This window comes from Flagellimonas ulvae (assembly GCF_049333175.1).
Classification (GTDB): Bacteria; Bacteroidota; Bacteroidia; order Flavobacteriales; family Flavobacteriaceae; genus Flagellimonas.
In genome coordinates this window covers 2,648,381-2,664,944 of the sequence record NZ_CP186325.1, presented here as the reverse complement: position 1 = coordinate 2,664,944, position 16,564 = coordinate 2,648,381, and the positions used below count along the sequence as shown (strand labels likewise).

Genomic DNA, 16,564 nt, shown 5'->3' with positions numbered 1-16,564 from the left:
AATATTTTTATCCACAATCTTTCCAAGGGTAAGAAAATTTAAAATCAATGAGTTAGGTTTTTTCTTCACGACTATTAATAACATATATCAACATTGATTTATTGAAAATTAAAAATTGATTTAATGTTAATTACTCTATGTTTTGTATTGAAATATGTTGATTAAATATTAATGGAATATTACCAAAAGTTTACGAAGGTTTTCGTAATGGAAATAAATCAAGTAAAAACAAAATTTAATTTCTTGTAGTTTTCTTCAAAAGATTAACAAATAGATGATTATTGAAAAGGCTTGTTTATGAGGTGATTACAAATAGTGAAAAAGTTTTATCAACATCGTGCATAGAAAAGAATTGTACCTTTGATTTTAGTACCATTAAACTAAACATATCATGAAAATCGCTATAGGAAATGACCATGCCGGAACGGAATACAAACTCGCCATTGTAGGTCTTTTAAAATCAAAAGATATAGAGGTTGTAAACTATGGAACAGACGGAACGGACAGTGTAGATTATCCTGATTTTACACATCCTGTGGCTAAGGATGTTGAAAATGGGGAAGTAGATATGGGTATTGTTATATGTGGTTCAGGAAATGGCGCCAGCATGACTATTAACAAACATCAGGGAATTCGAGGGGCGTTATGTTGGAACAAAGAGATAGTAGCTTTAGCTAGAGAGCACAATGATGCTAACATATTGAGTCTTCCGGCACGTTTTATTGCATTACCACAAGCTTTGGAAATGGTAGAAACCTTTCTGAACACGAAATTTGAAGGTGGAAGGCATGAACGCCGAATAGAAAAAATGCCCTGCGTCTAATAAAGTTTAATTGTGGCCCATCACCATCACCATCATGGCCACGAACATGGCCACACTGATTTAAAAGGGAGAAACCTTCTCCTTTCCATTCTACTTAATGTAGGTATTACCGCAGCACAGGTTATTGGTGGTATCATTTCTGGGAGTTTGGCCCTATTGTCAGATGCCCTTCACAATTTTAGTGATGTACTGTCCCTTATCATAAGTTTTATAGCCACGAAGTTGGCAAAACGAAAAGCCAGTACAGATAGAACTTTTGGATTTAAGCGTGCGGAAATATTAGCTGCGTTCATTAATGCATCTACCTTAGTTATTGTGGCAGTTTTTCTTATGATTGAAGCCGTAAAACGATTTTGGCAACCTGAAGAAATCGGCTCAAATCTGGTTATAGCAATGTCGTTAATTGGGATTCTTGGCAATGGGTTTAGTGTGCTGCTTTTAAAAAAGGATTCGAATGAGAACATGAATATGAAAACTGCCTATCTGCATTTATTAACAGATATGATGGCTTCCGTGGCGGTCCTAATTGGTGGAATTCTAATGAAGTTTTTCCAGATGTATTGGGTAGATGCGGCCTTAACTATGGCTATAGGCATTTATTTGATTTATATGGGGTATTACTTGCTAAAAGAATCTACAAAAGTGTTGATGCTGTTCACGCCAAAATCCATTGAAGTGCAAGAAATTGTGAATTCTATTTGTGAATTGGATGCGGTAAAGAATGTGCACCATGTGCATATTTGGCAATTGAACGAGGAGGAAATCCACATGGAAGCACACATAGATTTTAAAGAAGATATTCGGCTTTCGGAGTTTGATAAAATTCTAGAACGCATAGAAAAACACGTACACCAACGCCATGGCATAAATCATGTGAACATACAACCGGAATATGACAAATGTGATTCCAAAAACATCATAGTACAGGACTAATGGAAATCCACATAAAAACCTTTGAAGAATTGAGCAAGGCAGAACTCTACGCCATTTTGGCCTTACGGTGCGAAGTCTTTGTAGTGGAACAAGAGTGCGCCTATCAAGATTTGGACTATAAAGACCAGAAAGCCATTCATGTACTAGGAAAAAAAGACAATAAAGTAGTGGCCTATACACGAATATTTAAGCCTGGTGATTATTTTGAAAATACCAGCATTGGACGAGTGGTGGTTGCCCAAAACGCTCGGCAATACGGCTATGGAAAGGACATTATGGAAGCCTCTTTAAAGGAAATAGAAGAGAACTTTCCAAACGGAGCTATTGAACTCTCTGCCCAGACCTATTTAACGAAGTTTTATAGAGATTTGGGTTTTATGGAACAAGGCGAAAGCTATCTCGAAGATAATATACCACATGTGAGGATGGTGAAAAAAGAATAAAACAAGATTATACTTTATAGCAAGCTGCTTAATGCCAATAATCTCCAAATGAATATCACATTAAAAACGGATAGATTGCTAATCCGTCTAGTTTCTTTGAAGGACTTAGAAGAAATACACGAGCTTCACTCTTTACCAGAAACGGATAGATTCAACACCTTAGGCATACCGAGGAATATTGATGAGACCAAGGAAGTTCTCATGGAGTGGATTGATAAAAATAACTCAGAGAAAAACAGGAATTTTACTTTTAAAATAGAAGAATCAGAAAGTAAGTTATTTGTTGGGCTTATTGCATTGAACTTAGGAGTACCAAAATTTAAAATAGGTGAAGTTTGGTATAAGTTGCACTCTAAGTTTTGGAATAGAGGTTATGCTACCGAGTCCCTGGACCGTATTTTAGAGTTTGGTTTTGGGGAACTTAAACTACATCGTATTGAAGCTGGATGTGCTGTAGAAAATTTAGGAAGTATAAGGGTCTTGGAAAAAGTAGGCATGACCCAAGAGGGTAGAAAACGAAAAGTACTACCTCTTAAAGACGGTTGGTCTGATAATTTTCATTACGCAATTTTAGCAACAGATAAAAAAGAACCTACATGAGCTAAGGATGAAATTCTGCATATTGGGATGGTGAAAAAGGTGGTAAATTAGGTATTAACAATCCATAAGAAAATATGAAAACAATTACTTGGAAGGTACATTTAAAATCAAGCCCAAAAACAGTTTTCAGTTTTCTTTCTACTTCTGAAGGAAGAGCAAAATTTTGGGCTGAAAAAGCAAATGAAGAAGACAATATGGTACATTTTGTTTTCCCTAATGGTCAGACGTATAATAGTAAAATTTTGAAATCTGTTCCTAACCAGAAATTCTGCTTGGACTATTTTGAAAGTTTGGTGAGATTTGAATTAGAACCTTTGGATGATGGAGGAACTGATGTTACCTTAATCAATGAAAATGTTCCGGATGATGAGTTCAATGAGGTTCATGCAGGATGGGTCTCAGTATTAATGAATTTGAAAGCAGCCGTGGACTTTCAATGTGATTTAAGAAACCATGACCCAAAGAAGACATGGAATCAAGGATACCTAGACAATTAATACAAATCTATCATCTTACTTTGAATTCAAGGAACTAACACGAAGCGGGAAAACAAAATACCTTCTAACGTACAGGACGCATAAAAATCACGAATTGTTGATTTTAAGAAATTTGCAGGACAAGAATTATGTGGAAAGATATATCACTGAAAAAATGAAGCAAACCAAAAAAAATTAAACAAATCTCCTTGCCACCCTAATTTCTTTTAAAAACGCCAATTGCAGTACCAGATTAATAGGTTGTTCGGCTTTGTTTTTGTTTGAAAAATGAACATGCCCCTCTTTACGTAAATCCAAACCAGACAGCTCCATTTTCCCATGAAAACCTAAATGTTCCAATACCTGATTTTTGAGAAAAGCTTCGTCTAGACCGTTGTCAGTCAAAAAGTAAAGCAGCTTATTTCGGTTTACAAAGGTAATATTGCAAGCTGTAAAGCTGTCATTTTCTTTTTGGATATTAGTAACCAAAGCATACATCTGGGTTTTTTTTTCGCTATCAAATAACCAACCGTGTTTTAGGGTTTCGTTCTTGGTGTAGAAGAGCTCAAAAGCAAAAGTGGGCAAGTTTTTATTGAGGTAATCCAACTGTGCTTTTTCGTCTACAAAGTAGACTTCACCTGTCTTTTTGTGGGTGAGGATGAGGTCAATCCCACTCAATTGCTGCTCCAGACTATGCACGCGCTTAAAATCATACATTTTTAAATTTTTGCGATAATAGGAATCCAATAAGGGGGTTAGTCTTTTCTCTTGGGCTAGATCAGTTTTGAAGTTGCTTTTCAAGGGTTTTTATTTTCTGGAACAGCACATTACCCAGTTTTTCCACGATCCCAACCACTAAAGCATTGCCCATAAAAAAGGCTCTTTTAGTGTTGGAAATGCCTTCCAATTGCGTGTGGTTGTCGGGAAATTGGTTCAACCGTTCCAATTCAATAGGAGTGAGTCTTCGCAATCCTGAAGAGGTTTGGACTACGTGTTTAAACCGGGACGGAGACTTTCCGCCTTCACCGGTTATTATGGTTCTGGAAGGTTGATCAAGCGCATCTGGGAAAACCATGCTTCCCTCGCTATAATGGTAGGCAAAACCTTCTTTGGTCTTGCGAGTTTCTTTTTTGGCACCCTTTAGATATTTCCATTTAGGGATGTCGTCTTCAGGGATGTAAAATTCAGGGCCGGGCTGTTGATGTTCTAAAATATCCGAAAGCACAATCCTATTTCCGCTATAATCTGGAGCGGTGCTTATTGTATATACTTCATTCTTGAAACAGACGCCGGAATTTTGAAAAGGGGAAAGCCCTTGGCCTAAATTGAAGGAGTTGGAGAGGGAAACCAAATCATTGTCCAAAGTAAAAGATTTGAGGGTTCCTTTTTGTTTTACAGGAAACGAAGAAGTCACGCTCCCACATTCCAAAAGCCATTCTTTTGGGTTTTGTCGGATGAACTGCTCATAAACTGAAGTGGATTTATGATACCCCAGAAAAAACACACGCCTCCGGCGTTGTCCCATTCCATACTCGGCGGCATTGATTACCCGCCATTCTACAGCATAGCCCAAATCGTTAAGACTTTTCAGCATAACAGCAAAGTCTCGGCCTCTTTGAGCAGAAGGGGATTTAAGCAAGCGGTCCACATTTTCAAAAAGTAGGTATTTTGGTTTGTTTTTCTTTTCAGAAAGGATGCGATGAATAGACCACCATAACACGCCTTTTTTACCAATTAGCCCCTTGGAATTTTTCAAAGTAGTCGCTACGGAATAGTCTTGACAGGGAAATCCACCTACTAAAATATCATGGTCTGGAATCTCTGAAGTTGGAACTTCTTCAATGTTGGCATTGGAATGATTATCTGACCCGAAACGGGCCTCGTAGACCATTGAAGCGTGTTGTGTTTTGGTTGAGGGCTCCCATTGATTGCTCCAGACCACTTCAAACTTTTCAGTGTTTTCCAGACCTAATCGAAATCCGCCAACCCCTGCAAAAAGTTCACAAACCTTCAATTTTCGCATTTTCAAAAGTAGCGTTTGTGGCTAAATTATGAGCGGGAACCAAAAGCGAACTTTTTAACAGGATACATATTAACCTATCTTTTTAAAGTTTTAATGGCTTTAAGAATAGCCTCTTTGTCCTCCTGAAGGTTTTGGGCAACACCCCTAAAAAATGCTTGTCGGTCTTCTGGATAATCAAGGTCGTAATGGGGAGGAATACCGATTGACTCATAACAAATGCCATCCATATCGTAATACACCTCGTTGGAAATTGCAAACGACCATCCGTTGGGGAGAGGCTTTTCCAAAGCATCGGATAAAGCCCCTTGAGTTCGGGAACCGATACGAGTAACATGAGGAAGTACTTTTGAAGCCATCACAAAAAAATCAGTGGCGCTGGCCGATTGTTGGGAAGTGAGCAAGAACATAGGCTTTAGATAGGCATTTTCGGACGCTTCCAAATAAATGGAAATCTCCGGTGTATACCCATTTTCGGTTTTTGTTTTTTTACTGGCGACCTTTCTGCGTCGGTCATTGAATTGCTTCAGTATTTCAAGACTTACCACATCTTGCCCCCCTCCGTTGAAACGGACATCTATGATGATTGAATCTGTATTTTGTAGATCTTGTATGGCGCGACTTATAATTTTAGAGACACCTTTTCTTTCCTCCTCAATGTATTCTGCTTCATTCATTTGGGTAAAAGCATCTATATAGGTGCTTATATATCCATTTTTCTGCACCAAAGAATCAGGTAGATCTAGGTCTGCATATAACCACATGCTTTTCACGTGGATATATCCCATATTTCCATTCAGTTTGCCCCAACTGATAATGGGAGAGTCAACAGTAAAATCTTCTTCAAGGAAAGTGTCTGAAACTAGTTTAGCCATTTGAAAGTCCCCATATTCAGGAAATTCATCCTCTTCCGTTTCGGATTCGGTCTCATTTTCCAAAGAAAATACTTGTTCATAAACTTCATCTGAGGGCTCAACGTACCCATGATTGTCCTTGAGAGCGGTCATAATTTCTTTCATCACCAGATAAAGGTCCAGATTTGTGGTTGTTCTGGAAATTTTGTTTCGGTTGGTTGTATATAAGCTATCCCAATTTATTTTATTGTCCTCAAAATAGGCGTAGTTGTTTTTGATAGCTTCCGCATATACTTCAAAATTATAAATAGGGTCTTTTTTCTTGTAATCTGATAAAGGTTCAGCACATATATCCGGCATTTTATCCAATCGGATATATTCATAAACCCCAGTACCCTTTAGTTGCACCAAAGTATCGTTTCTTAGTTTTAGATTGTTTCCAAAAGAAGCAATGTTTCCCTTCTGAAGAGGCAGGCAAGAGATGGAGGAGGTATCGTAAAAAGAAAAGGAATCTTTACCTATATCTAGAATTCTTCCATAGCCAATAGCTTGCCAAACCCCTTCTTTGCTTTGGGGTGTGGATTTTTCGTTCTTGCATGAGAAAATAAAAAGAATACAAGTAAATACTATAAGATGCCGCATTGTTTTGAGAGTTTGAATTAAAGATTAACCCAAGTCTCAAATGTTACAGCTTCTTTATTGTTTCAAGGAACTCTAGTTGGATATTTCTTCCACAAATATGGGCTCTTTTCCATTTTCAAAAATTAGAAGGGCAGCTGTAGTTGTTAGTGCTGCACCCCCTAATAGCTTTACTGCGGAAACTTTCTTTCGCTCTACAGATTCAATTTGGTCTATTGGGATTTTGACGGAGTTTTGGTTAATGTCAAATAGAAAGTAATCAGAATAAACTTTTTTACATTTTGCCTCAATAAGCTTGCCTTCTACCAATTGAAAACTATACAGTTTACCCTCTTTAATATCTTCAGCTCCTATAGACTTGTAGGTATAACAACTTAGGAAAAGAAGAGGGAAAAGCACACAAAATAGAAGGCGGTTTTTCAATAACATTGGTTTTAGAGTGAAAATACAAATAGTTTTCAAAAAGAGCTTTATAGTCAAAATGAGATGATCAGCCCCACTATAAATGTTATCGCTTCAGCTAAATCAATGCGCAGTTTTATTTTTATAATAGGCGTAAAAACTGGTGATAATGGCCAGTGAAGAAAATATTGTCATCACAGTACCGGGCATAAATTTTACGAATCCCCCGAGAATCCATAAATAAGAAGTAACCCAAATCTGCTAAACCTCCAGTAATGGCAGCCAAAAATATGGCATTTTTGTTTCCTTTCCAGATGTAAAAAGCACAGATGAAGGTTACCAAGCCTATCCAGAATAAGTTGAATCCATGTTGCCCAATAATGGCACCTGAGGCTTGTGGGTAGTCAAATTGAAGGCTTTCAGGATCCACAGCATCAGCAATTCCACTCACAGAAGCAGAAATGTCGTTTGTAAGCACACCCTTCATGGTCATTACTCCAGCAAAAATGTGCACCAAACCCCAAATAATCCATAAGACGGCAGCGATTCTTAAAAAGAGAGAGATGTTTTTCATGAAAGTACTATTAGGATTTTGGCGTAATATCTCATTTACAGATAAAGAATCCATTAACCTAGATTAAGAAATGGAGGCGGGTTTATTTGTATCGTTCTCGTTTAATTTTGCTCAAAGTTTCTGGAGCTATTCCTAAGTATGAGGCTATCATTTTTTGTGGGACACGTTGAATGATATCTGGATAGGTCTTCTCAAAATGTTCAAAGCGTTCAATGGCTGAAGCACTCATGAGCATTATGATTCGTTTTTGCAAAACAGAAAGCCGTTTGAGAAAGGCGCCAACATTTTGTGCTTCTCGTTTAATATCTTTTTGTAAAACCCAAACATCGGATTCTTCCAAGGCATCAATGTAAAGCTCACAGGGAACATCTTTAGGTAGGTTATCCCCAACAGTCCAGTTTTCAGGGGCAAACATAAAAATGTGTTCTTTTCCCTTTTCATCTAAGGTATAGCTTCGCAAAAGCCCCGAAACCACATGATAGACCTTGCTGTCAAGTTCCCCTCTTCTTTGAAGTATTTCTCCCTTCTTTACATGGATTCGCTTCATCTGGATTTCTGTTTGCCTACTGCTGCAAAATCACGTTCCATGCTTCCTAAAGAAGGCTTGGTAAAAATCATATATAAAATAAGAAACAAGCCAATTATCAAAAGCTCTTTCTTTAGAAAGAGAATCAAAAATGCGGCACCTTCAAGTATGGCCCAACGTATAATGCATGCTGTTTGATAGGCACCGACTCTTTCTTCCATTTTTAACTTTGAATCTACAGCTTTCAATTGTTGCCTGTAAACTATGTTTCCCAAAAAAATGGCAGAAACACCTAAAAAAAGATAGATTAGGGTGTTGGCATCTATTTTTGGAATGTTCATGAATTCTAGAGTTTGTAACTCTCCCAGAAAAAAATAGGCGAAGGTTATCCCAACACATAGTCCAATATGTATGATTTTGATTGGTTTCAGCTTTTCGTCCATATTATTCGTTGATACTTGTTAGTGGGTAAGTTACGCTTTTTGATGATTTTGGTTTTTGTAGTCTTTAGGAGCAAATTTCTTACCTTAAAAAAATTACTTGTGTCAATCGCAACATTAAACCATCAGAAATGAAAAAGTTTAAAGTCACAATTATCCTGGTCTTCACAACGGTTTCCGTTCAATCACAAGAACCCGCTAAAGGAAACCCAAAAGATGTTGCATCCATAGATGCCATAATCGCTGCAGTATATGATGTTATTTCCGGCCCGGCTGGTGAAAAAAGGGATTGGGATAGAATGCGCAGTTTGTTTATTCCCGAAGCAGTGCTGATACCATCGGGGCAAAACCCGCAAACTGGGGACGTGGGATATAGATATTGGAGTTTGGATGATTATATCAATAAGGCAGGAAGCAATCTAGAAAAGGATGGTTTTTTTGAAGTGGAAGTGGCCAGAAGGGTCGAACAATATGGAACTATTGCCCATGTATTTTCCACATATGAATCTCGCCGAAATCAGGATGATGATAAGCCATTTACCCGGGGCATTAATAGTATTCAATTACTAAAAGGCAAGGACCGATGGTATATTGTTAGCATTTTCTGGATGGGCGAGAGTCCGGAATATCCAATACCCGAATCCTATCTCATTGGTGGGTAAAGCATTCACTCTTGAAAAGTAAAACTCAAAACATTATCTAGTAAAATCATCAATTTCTTTAAAAATATCTACAGAAACACGATGACCCAATTCATGCATAGATTCCATTTTTGTTTTATTGTTGCTTTTCCAAAAATTCTTCCAGTCTTCTAAAGAATCCCAGCGGGCCACTGTTTTTATCTCTTTGGTATCGTTGTCATTTTGAATCATAAAGCTCCCTCTGGCACCCTTTACCTGTTCATGGATTGTATTGGTAGTCTTTTTCCATGTCTCAATAAAAAGGTTCAATTTTTCTGGTTCTACGCTCCAAGTATATATTATCCGAATCATTTTTGTGTAGTCTTTTTCAATCTTGGTTCCTACTCGTTCTTTGGGTAAATCAGGTTTATAAATTGTTCTATTAATGCAGTTTGTTCTGGGTTTTCTTCATAAAGCAAAGTGTTTTTACGGGAGTACGCTCTTACAAAAACATCAAATTTTATTCGGTATACCATATTTTGGGTTTCTGCATCTCCTTTTTCTTCAAGTGCGTCCAGTTTGGCCAATTCTTTTTCCCACCAACCAAAATTGGTCTTTTTCGGATTCTCAAAATCAGAGGTAATACGAGAATTAAACTTATTCGCAATTTTTTCTTCCAGTTTTATAATATCAGCAAGGGAGGCTGTCTGCTTTTTATATGCTTTGGAAGCTAGTAGTTTTTGATGTTGTTGAACCAAAGTATCCACTGAAACAAAATCACGAAAGGTTTTGGTAATTCTTTCATATTGTTCTGAAGCACGCAAAAGCTCATTACCTGCTTTAAATTCTTCAACTCTTTTAAAGGCTTCCATATAAAGATTCATTATCTCATCAGAATCTTCTAATGATGCTTTTTTCAATTTTTGAAGATGAAGCCAATCAAATGCACGGGTAATTTGTTCGGGGGCCGGCCAAGAATGATTTCCTTTATGTGTAATAAGTGTGCTGTTGAATTTTAGCAATTGGAGGAAATCTTCATTTTTCAACATCTCCCTGTAGTTCATGTCCCTATCCCCAATAATACCCACGTAGGCATACTCTTGTGTACTGGGCTTGTAATCTGGCACACTGGGAAAACCCGCACCACAAGCCACGACTCCCGCAAATTGATGGGTAAGTGAAGCTATTGCGCAAGCTAATCGGGAACCTCCAGAAAAGCCAGAAAGGTACATTTCGTCTTCCTTGATATTGAAGCGGGAAAAAATATAGGCAAATAAGTTATTGGCTATGCCAAAATTACGCTCATAACTACTGTTTCTTGAATTATTGGAACAGACCAGAATATGACCGTATTTTTCTGCCGCTGGAATAAATGGCCGAATTCCTATTACTGACCTTGCGGCGGGCTCAAAAATAAAAACAATGGAACTTAGTTCATTCTCTTTGAATCCGTTGGGTAGATAGAGTGCAAAACTCTCATCGGTTGTGCCTGAGACCGGAATAGAATCCAATATTGTTCCTTTTTTGTAAACTTCTTGCGCATGGGTCGATGCAAATAGCGCAAAAGAAGTACATAAAAGAAAGTATTTAATAGACACTGCTTTTAGTTCAAGATATCTTGGTATGCAGAAGAATTGGACAGAAGTTCTGTTGCTGCCAATATGGCCTCATCGTGGTTCAAATAATAATCATAAAGCCCGTTTCTGTAAAAGTAGCGTTTGATGATTTCGTCTTCAAGATTCTTTTTTATTTCATCTTTAAAAGTGTCGAGGGCTTTTATTTTGCCTTGGTTAACCGCTAATAAAAGATCTTTGTATTTGTTTTGTACATCCGAGCCCAATAAATGCTCTTCTGAGTTGATGGATTCTTCTAGCTGGGTTTCTGTTTCTGTCTTAAATGAGAAATCTTGTTCTCGGGCATATTTTTTAAAGCTATCAAAATCAGCATCAGAAAAAGTAAACGAATCAACCGAATCGAATGAATTATCGTAATAGAAATCGGTAGCGTAATCAAAAATCATCAGATTACTTTTTAAGGCATCCAGCAACGTATTTGTTTTTAAAGTAGATATTTCCACATCTGGCATAACACCTCCTCCATCTTGTACTTTTCTACCATTACGCGTAGTGAATTCTTTGAATTTCGTGTTCCGAATGGCATTTCCTTCTTCATCCCTGTTCCAATAGTCCAAGGATTGTATGCATCTTCCCGAAGGAGTATAGTAACGAGAAATAGTTACTTTCAATTGCGTGCCATAAGTGAGTTTTAAGGGTCGTTGTACAAGTCCTTTTCCAAAACTACGCGCACCCATTACAACGGCTCTATCTAAATCTTGAAGCCCTCCAGAAACAATTTCACTAGCCGAAGCACTACTTCCATCGACCAAGACAACCAAAGGAATATCAAGGTCCTCCGGCTGCTTTTTGGTTTTATATTGCTGATTGAATTTTTTGACCTTTGATTTGGTAGTAACTATCAGTTCGTCTTTGGGAACAAACAAATTGGTTACGTTTATGGCCTCTGTAAGCAAACCACCAGGATTTCCTCGTAAATCGAGAATCATACGTTCCATGCCTTGACCTTTTAGGTCTTGCATGGCAGATTTGGTCTGGCTAGAAGCTTTTCTGTTGAACCGAGATAAAACAACATAACCGGTTTTATCATCAATCATACTATAATACGGTACCGCATCTACTTCTACACCTTCACGGTTTAAAGTGGCTTTTTTGGTCTCTCCTTGGCGCACAAAGGAAATGTCTACACTGGTACCATTAGCCCCTTTAAGCAACTCACTGGCATTGTCATCGAAGTCAGAGACCAGAGTCTCTCCAATTTTAATGATTTCGTCGCCAGCTTTAAGCCCCGCTTTGTCTGCTGGGTATCCTTCATAGGGTTCAATTATCAACAATTTACTTTCATAAGAACGAACTAATGCTCCAATACCGGAATACTCACCAGCATTGTTAATACGAAAAGCCTCTACATCTTGTTCATTAAGAAAACTCGTATAGGGATCGAGCTCATCGAGCATATTCTTTATTGCTGAGTCCATAAGCTCAGCAGGGTTGGTCTCATCAACATAGTTCATGTTGAGCTCTTTAAAGAGCGTGGTAAAGATTTCAATCTGTTTGGCAATTTCAAAAAAATCACTTTTAAAACTGCTTCCCACCACAAGAAATACAATGGCAATCAAGGGGAGGACAATCTTTTTTTTAGCTATTCTTTTCATGGAGTTCAAGTTTTACAAAATTCTGCAGAAGTTCCCGCACAGCTGCCTCTACCTCCGAAAAAGTGGGCATAGTATGGCCAATATATAAAAATAGCAACGCAAAATTTCCCTCTATGTTGTTAAAAACAAGGGATTTGTTTGCCCTGAAAGCTTCACGCAGAAGGCGCTTTACCCGGTTTCTCTGAAAAGCTTTTTTAAACTTTCTTTTCGGTGCGACCACTGCTACCTTAACTTTTGACTCATCCCCAAAATCCATGGGAAGATATCGTAGCTGTAAAGGATACACTTTTAGGGTTTTGCCCTCAGAAAAAAGGGCTTCAAAGGCTTTTTTGCCTTTCAATTTTTCTTTTTTGGAAAAGGTATGTTCTTTCTTAATGGAGCCCATAGACTGTTCAGGTTCCATTTATATAAATGGAACACAGGGAATTTATATGCTTCAAATATAGGAAGAAGCAAAACGAAGCTCAGGTCTTACTCAGCAACCTGAAATACGTTGTTTTGTTTGTCCACATCCGCCATTAATTGCGATGGATCTAGCGCTATGGCTTCAATAGAATCCAAAGTCCTATCCAGAACAAGCTCATAAGTAGGGTGCGCCCAAGCCCAATCTTTTGCAACCGTTCGCTTAAATTGAGGATATGGATTGTCTTTTTCGCCACGCATAATTTGCAAAGGCACATAGTATGTTTCATTGGTTCCATCTTTCCCTACAACCAAAATATCCAATGGCATTGGCATAAGACCTATACGCTCTAGAACCACTTTGGTGGAACCTTCGCTAGACTCAACACTTTTAATTGCATAGTCTATTGTATTTGTAGTCTGTGTCCAATCCGTTAAATACCAATCCAACTGCATTCCAGATACCTTTTCCGCGGTGCGTTTGATGTCATTAGGCACGGGATGTTTGAATTTAAAGTCTTCGAAGTATTTCTTGATTGTTTCCAACAACTTATCCTGACCGATAACATAACCTAATTGGGAAAGAAAAATGGAGCCCTTGCTATAAGCAGCAACCCCATAGGCAAAGTTGGTCGCATAGCGATCGGCGTGCGTGGTTTGAGGTAATTCCAGTCCGGAGTTTATTAAAGCAAAATAACTTTTGTAAGAACCTTCAAAAGGGTTGTCTTTGTTTTGACCCATAATCTCGTTCATGCAAAGACTGCTTATAAAGGAGGTGAATCCTTCATCCATCCATTCATATTTAGATTCATTGGTAGCTAAAACGTGTTGGAACCAAGAGTGCGCCATTTCATGAACCATTACCCCAACCAAACTTGAAAACTGTCTTTTTCCAGTGATAAGGGTGCTCATGGCATATTCCATACCGCCGTCTCCCCCTTGTACCACGGAATATTGGTCATAGGGATATTTTCCAATATTAGTACTAAAGAAACGCATGGTTTCCTCGGTTTTGGGTTGAAGATTCTTCCAGTTCTCCTGAATTTCAGGGTCGTTTTTATAGAAAAAATGCAAAGTGGGTCCATCTTCCATTTCTACAATGTCATGAACGTATTCAGGATCCGCAGCCCACATAAAGTCATGAACATTGGGAGCCACAAAGTGCCAAGTTAATGTCTTCCCTTTTGTTTTTACTGTCGTTCCTGGAGCCTCATAACCATGTCCAATTTCTTGTGGGTTTTGGAGATAACCCGAACCCCCTACAGTGTAGTCTTTGTCAATGGTCAGCTTTACATCAAAATTACCCCAAACACCATGAAACTCTCGGGCAATGTAAGGATTGGGGTGCCAACCTTCCACATCATATTCCGAAAGCTTAGGATACCACTGGCTCATTGAAAGTGCCACGCCTTCTTTACTATTTCGGCCAGAGCGACGTATCTGTAACGGCACTTGTCCCTTAAATTTCATATCAAGGGTTGTTTTTCCACCCGGAGGAATCGGTGTGGCCAAATCCACAACCAAAATGGTGCCTTCTTCATTAAAATTGACGGCTTTGCCATCTTGTTTCAAAGAGATTGTGTGCAAGTAGCCCATTTCACTTTCTGAAAGGGACGCTATTCTACTTTTCCCGTTTTCCATCATTCTACCATCTGGATCTTTTATGCTCTGGAGCCTTACATCCATTTCACTTCCAGGTTGAAAAGCATTGTAATACAAATGATAAAAAACCCGATTAAGTATATCCGGAGAATTATTGGTATAGACCAATTTCTGGGTCCCGGTATATTGGTAGGTTTCCACATTCATATCAACTTCCATGGTGTAATCCACTTCTTGCTGCCAATACCCAGGATGGGATTGACCCAAAAGAGATGCAATACCGGAGAAAACGCCTAAAAAATAGAATAGAGTTCTTTTCATTTTATTTTGTGTTTGAAGCCAAAGTTTGTCTTCCTTTTGAGATGTTGTCAGCCATTAATAAAGCATTATAGGCATTGACCATTTTTCCAGATTTAGAAATGCTATTAAATGTAGTGGCTTTTGAAGCATCCCCAGAAACAATAACTGAAGTTTTTGTACTCAGACCTGATTGCATAAGCACTTGCTTTACCTGTGAAGCAGAAAGTTGTGGGTAGTAGGAACGGATTAGAGCAGCTATTCCCGCAACAGCAGGTGCTGCCATAGAGGTTCCCCCCTGAAAATCATAAGAGTTGTTGGGCATTGTTGAATAGACCTTGGCGCCAGGAGCAAAAACATCTACATTTTGTACACCATAATTAGAAAAACCTGCAACCATTTCAGAGCCATATTTACTGGTCAAGGCGCCCACTGTGATTACATTGTTCGAAATCTCGGAACCATTATACATGTGGTCGTTTGGATAGTTAGGGTTGTCCGGATTGTCCAAATCATTCCCATCATTTCCTGCTGCATGAACAATAAGCACATCTTTTGAAGCGGCATATTTAATAGCATCATAAACCCACTTTGCATTAGGTGAGAAGGATTTTCCAAAACTGCAATTGATGATTTTTGCACCGTTGTCAACCGCATATCGAATGGCAAATGCGATGTCTTTATCATACTCGTCTCCATTTGGAACCGCTCTAAGACTCATTATTTCCACATTTTTGGCAACACCATTTACTCCTTTTCCATTATTTCGCTCAGCTGCAATAATTCCAGCCACATGTGTACCATGGCTTTCACTTTCTACCCTGTTTTTAGGATTTCCATTGCCATAAGCCGTGTCACTAAAGTTATAAGGGTTGTCACCAACTGGTTTTCTCCCGTCAAAATCTTTGTTTAAGTTGTAATTGACCTGTTCGGTGAAATACGTTATTCCTTCATTGAGTTCATCTATAACCGTTGGAATATCATCACCATAAGAGAACATTTGAGTAAGAATCGCAACGTTCTGTTGCATTTGTTCGCTCTTATCTTGGATAGAGCTTAAATCTTCTTTGGAATATATCTCTTTCCCCAAAGCTTTTCTTGCAGCTTCATCAGCATTTTTTACTACTTGAAGTATTTGCTCATATTGTTGTTTGTTCTGTACCGCTTCTGGATATTCTTTATCCAATAGCAACCGTGCTTTGGCGCGCGTTGAAGCATCTCCAATGTTCAAACGAAGTATTCGGGCGTATTCAAGTTGTTCATTGTAAGATTCACCCAAAAAATTATACCCATGAATATCATCAACATACCCATTCCCGTCATCATCCTTTCCGTTATTGGGTTTTTCACCCTTATTGGTCCAGAGCACATCGTCCAAATCTTCATGCTCTAAGTCTATCCCTGAATCTACAACGGCAACAATCACCGTTTTCCCTTTTCTGTTTTTGATGATTTCTCTATATGCTTTGTCCACGCTCATCCCGGGAATAGTATCGGCGATAAGGTCGGCATGGCCCCAAGTTTTCTGTTGGTTTTCGGTAAGTTCCGTAATTTTTAAGGGAACGGTATCAATATTTGCAACAGGTGTTGCGACCAATGTAGTTGCCCCACAACCCATCAGTAAAATAGACAGTGAAAGGGCTGCAGAAAATTTGGTGTATGTAGAAATCATAAAATGTATTTT

19 protein-coding genes are annotated in these 16,564 nt (G+C 38.4%); 6 read left to right on the top strand and 13 right to left on the bottom strand.

Translation table 11 applies throughout. From position 1 onward, the window contains the following. Positions 1-391: 391 nt before the first annotated feature. The 5 genes from rpiB to ACOKFD_RS12220 all read left to right on the top strand — a co-directional run bounded on the left by rpiB (position 392) and on the right by ACOKFD_RS12220 (position 3,296). Positions 392-823 carry a ribose 5-phosphate isomerase B gene (gene rpiB, locus ACOKFD_RS12240; RefSeq protein ID WP_298996168.1) on the top strand — a complete coding sequence of 144 codons (432 nt, stop codon included), beginning with the start codon at positions 392-394 and terminating at the stop codon, positions 821-823. Between the two features lie 12 nt (positions 824-835). Continuing rightward, a complete protein-coding gene (locus ACOKFD_RS12235; RefSeq protein ID WP_422858184.1) occupies positions 836-1,756 on the top strand; it encodes a cation diffusion facilitator family transporter in 921 nt (306 codons plus the stop codon). Next, complete coding sequence (locus tag ACOKFD_RS12230; RefSeq protein ID WP_422858183.1) at positions 1,756-2,199, top strand: GNAT family N-acetyltransferase; 444 nt, start codon at positions 1,756-1,758, stop codon at positions 2,197-2,199. Before ACOKFD_RS12235 ends, ACOKFD_RS12230 begins: the two co-directional genes overlap by 1 nt. A gap of 48 nt (positions 2,200-2,247) precedes the next feature. Continuing rightward, the gene (locus ACOKFD_RS12225; protein ID WP_422858182.1) at positions 2,248-2,799 is read left to right on the top strand and encodes a GNAT family N-acetyltransferase; all 552 of its coding nucleotides are present in this window, start codon (positions 2,248-2,250) and stop codon (positions 2,797-2,799) included. Between the two features lie 74 nt (positions 2,800-2,873). After that, complete coding sequence (locus ACOKFD_RS12220) at positions 2,874-3,296, top strand: SRPBCC family protein (RefSeq protein WP_422858181.1); 423 nt, start codon at positions 2,874-2,876, stop codon at positions 3,294-3,296. A 174-nt stretch (positions 3,297-3,470) separates the two neighbouring features. Here ACOKFD_RS12220 and ACOKFD_RS12215 read toward each other — a convergent pair whose 3' ends face one another. From ACOKFD_RS12215 to ACOKFD_RS12185, 7 genes are all read right to left on the bottom strand, one after another. Further along, positions 3,471-3,992, bottom strand: a complete 522-nt coding sequence (locus tag ACOKFD_RS12215) for a hypothetical protein (RefSeq protein ID WP_422858180.1) — start codon at positions 3,990-3,992, stop codon at positions 3,471-3,473. 61 nt (positions 3,993-4,053) lie between these two features. Next, complete coding sequence (gene dcm, locus ACOKFD_RS12210) at positions 4,054-5,298, bottom strand: DNA (cytosine-5-)-methyltransferase (protein ID WP_422858179.1); 1,245 nt, start codon at positions 5,296-5,298, stop codon at positions 4,054-4,056. 74 nt (positions 5,299-5,372) lie between these two features. Continuing rightward, on the bottom strand, positions 5,373-6,791 hold the full coding sequence (locus ACOKFD_RS12205) for a S41 family peptidase (protein WP_422858178.1): 1,419 nt from the start codon (positions 6,789-6,791) through the stop codon (positions 5,373-5,375). Positions 6,792-6,863: 72 nt separating this feature from the next. Beyond that, positions 6,864-7,211: a hypothetical protein gene (locus ACOKFD_RS12200; protein WP_422858177.1), complete on the bottom strand. Its 348-nt coding sequence runs from the start codon at positions 7,209-7,211 to the stop codon at positions 6,864-6,866. A gap of 121 nt (positions 7,212-7,332) precedes the next feature. Next, positions 7,333-7,764 (bottom strand): hypothetical protein, encoded by a 432-nt coding sequence (locus ACOKFD_RS12195; RefSeq protein ID WP_422858176.1) that lies wholly within the window; start codon positions 7,762-7,764, stop codon positions 7,333-7,335. An 82-nt stretch (positions 7,765-7,846) separates the two neighbouring features. Beyond that, positions 7,847-8,311, bottom strand: a complete 465-nt coding sequence (locus ACOKFD_RS12190) for a Crp/Fnr family transcriptional regulator (RefSeq protein ID WP_422858175.1) — start codon at positions 8,309-8,311, stop codon at positions 7,847-7,849. Then, the gene (locus ACOKFD_RS12185; protein ID WP_422858174.1) at positions 8,308-8,733 is read right to left on the bottom strand and encodes an MFS transporter; all 426 of its coding nucleotides are present in this window, start codon (positions 8,731-8,733) and stop codon (positions 8,308-8,310) included. The genes ACOKFD_RS12190 and ACOKFD_RS12185 overlap by 4 nt, the downstream gene beginning before the upstream one ends. A gap of 128 nt (positions 8,734-8,861) precedes the next feature. On the opposite strand from ACOKFD_RS12185, the gene ACOKFD_RS12180 reads away from it, so the two are divergent. After that, positions 8,862-9,392 (top strand): hypothetical protein, encoded by a 531-nt coding sequence (locus tag ACOKFD_RS12180; protein ID WP_422858173.1) that lies wholly within the window; start codon positions 8,862-8,864, stop codon positions 9,390-9,392. Between the two features lie 33 nt (positions 9,393-9,425). Here ACOKFD_RS12180 and ACOKFD_RS12175 read toward each other — a convergent pair whose 3' ends face one another. The 6 genes from ACOKFD_RS12175 to ACOKFD_RS12150 all read right to left on the bottom strand — a co-directional run bounded on the left by ACOKFD_RS12175 (position 9,426) and on the right by ACOKFD_RS12150 (position 16,552). Continuing rightward, positions 9,426-9,722, bottom strand: a complete 297-nt coding sequence (locus ACOKFD_RS12175; RefSeq protein ID WP_422858172.1) for an antibiotic biosynthesis monooxygenase family protein — start codon at positions 9,720-9,722, stop codon at positions 9,426-9,428. Positions 9,723-9,751: 29 nt separating this feature from the next. Beyond that, positions 9,752-10,948: a hypothetical protein gene (locus tag ACOKFD_RS12170; protein WP_422858171.1), complete on the bottom strand. Its 1,197-nt coding sequence runs from the start codon at positions 10,946-10,948 to the stop codon at positions 9,752-9,754. 5 nt (positions 10,949-10,953) lie between these two features. Beyond that, positions 10,954-12,579 (bottom strand): S41 family peptidase, encoded by a 1,626-nt coding sequence (locus ACOKFD_RS12165; RefSeq protein WP_422858170.1) that lies wholly within the window; start codon positions 12,577-12,579, stop codon positions 10,954-10,956. Then, entirely contained in the window at positions 12,563-12,982 is a 420-nt protein-coding gene (gene rnpA, locus ACOKFD_RS12160) for a ribonuclease P protein component (protein WP_422858169.1), read from the bottom strand. Before rnpA ends, ACOKFD_RS12165 begins: the two co-directional genes overlap by 17 nt. 68 nt (positions 12,983-13,050) lie before the next feature. Then, complete coding sequence (locus tag ACOKFD_RS12155; protein WP_422858168.1) at positions 13,051-14,904, bottom strand: M1 family metallopeptidase; 1,854 nt, start codon at positions 14,902-14,904, stop codon at positions 13,051-13,053. A 1-nt stretch (position 14,905) separates the two neighbouring features. Continuing rightward, on the bottom strand, positions 14,906-16,552 hold the full coding sequence (locus ACOKFD_RS12150; protein WP_422858167.1) for a S8 family peptidase: 1,647 nt from the start codon (positions 16,550-16,552) through the stop codon (positions 14,906-14,908). Positions 16,553-16,564: the final 12 nt, after the last annotated feature.

Excerpts from the sequence above, each read along its gene's own strand:
- rpiB (WP_298996168.1), top strand. The coding sequence starts at position 392 with ATGAAAATCGCTATAGGAAATGACCATGCCGGAACGGAATACAAACTC.
- ACOKFD_RS12230 (WP_422858183.1), top strand. The coding sequence starts at position 1,756 with ATGGAAATCCACATAAAAACCTTTGAAGAATTGAGCAAGGCAGAACTC.
- ACOKFD_RS12225 (WP_422858182.1), top strand. The coding sequence starts at position 2,248 with ATGAATATCACATTAAAAACGGATAGATTGCTAATCCGTCTAGTTTCT.
- ACOKFD_RS12220 (WP_422858181.1), top strand. The coding sequence starts at position 2,874 with ATGAAAACAATTACTTGGAAGGTACATTTAAAATCAAGCCCAAAAACA.
- ACOKFD_RS12215 (WP_422858180.1), bottom strand. The coding sequence starts at position 3,992 with ATGTATGATTTTAAGCGCGTGCATAGTCTGGAGCAGCAATTGAGTGGG.
- dcm (WP_422858179.1), bottom strand. The coding sequence starts at position 5,298 with ATGCGAAAATTGAAGGTTTGTGAACTTTTTGCAGGGGTTGGCGGATTT.
- ACOKFD_RS12205 (WP_422858178.1), bottom strand. The coding sequence starts at position 6,791 with ATGCGGCATCTTATAGTATTTACTTGTATTCTTTTTATTTTCTCATGC.
- ACOKFD_RS12195 (WP_422858176.1), bottom strand. The coding sequence starts at position 7,764 with ATGAAAAACATCTCTCTCTTTTTAAGAATCGCTGCCGTCTTATGGATT.
- ACOKFD_RS12190 (WP_422858175.1), bottom strand. The coding sequence starts at position 8,311 with ATGAAGCGAATCCATGTAAAGAAGGGAGAAATACTTCAAAGAAGAGGG.
- ACOKFD_RS12185 (WP_422858174.1), bottom strand. The coding sequence starts at position 8,733 with ATGGACGAAAAGCTGAAACCAATCAAAATCATACATATTGGACTATGT.
- ACOKFD_RS12180 (WP_422858173.1), top strand. The coding sequence starts at position 8,862 with ATGAAAAAGTTTAAAGTCACAATTATCCTGGTCTTCACAACGGTTTCC.
- ACOKFD_RS12175 (WP_422858172.1), bottom strand. The coding sequence starts at position 9,722 with ATGATTCGGATAATATATACTTGGAGCGTAGAACCAGAAAAATTGAAC.
- ACOKFD_RS12165 (WP_422858170.1), bottom strand. The coding sequence starts at position 12,579 with ATGAAAAGAATAGCTAAAAAAAAGATTGTCCTCCCCTTGATTGCCATT.
- rnpA (WP_422858169.1), bottom strand. The coding sequence starts at position 12,982 with ATGGAACCTGAACAGTCTATGGGCTCCATTAAGAAAGAACATACCTTT.
- ACOKFD_RS12155 (WP_422858168.1), bottom strand. The coding sequence starts at position 14,904 with ATGAAAAGAACTCTATTCTATTTTTTAGGCGTTTTCTCCGGTATTGCA.
- ACOKFD_RS12150 (WP_422858167.1), bottom strand. The coding sequence starts at position 16,552 with ATGATTTCTACATACACCAAATTTTCTGCAGCCCTTTCACTGTCTATT.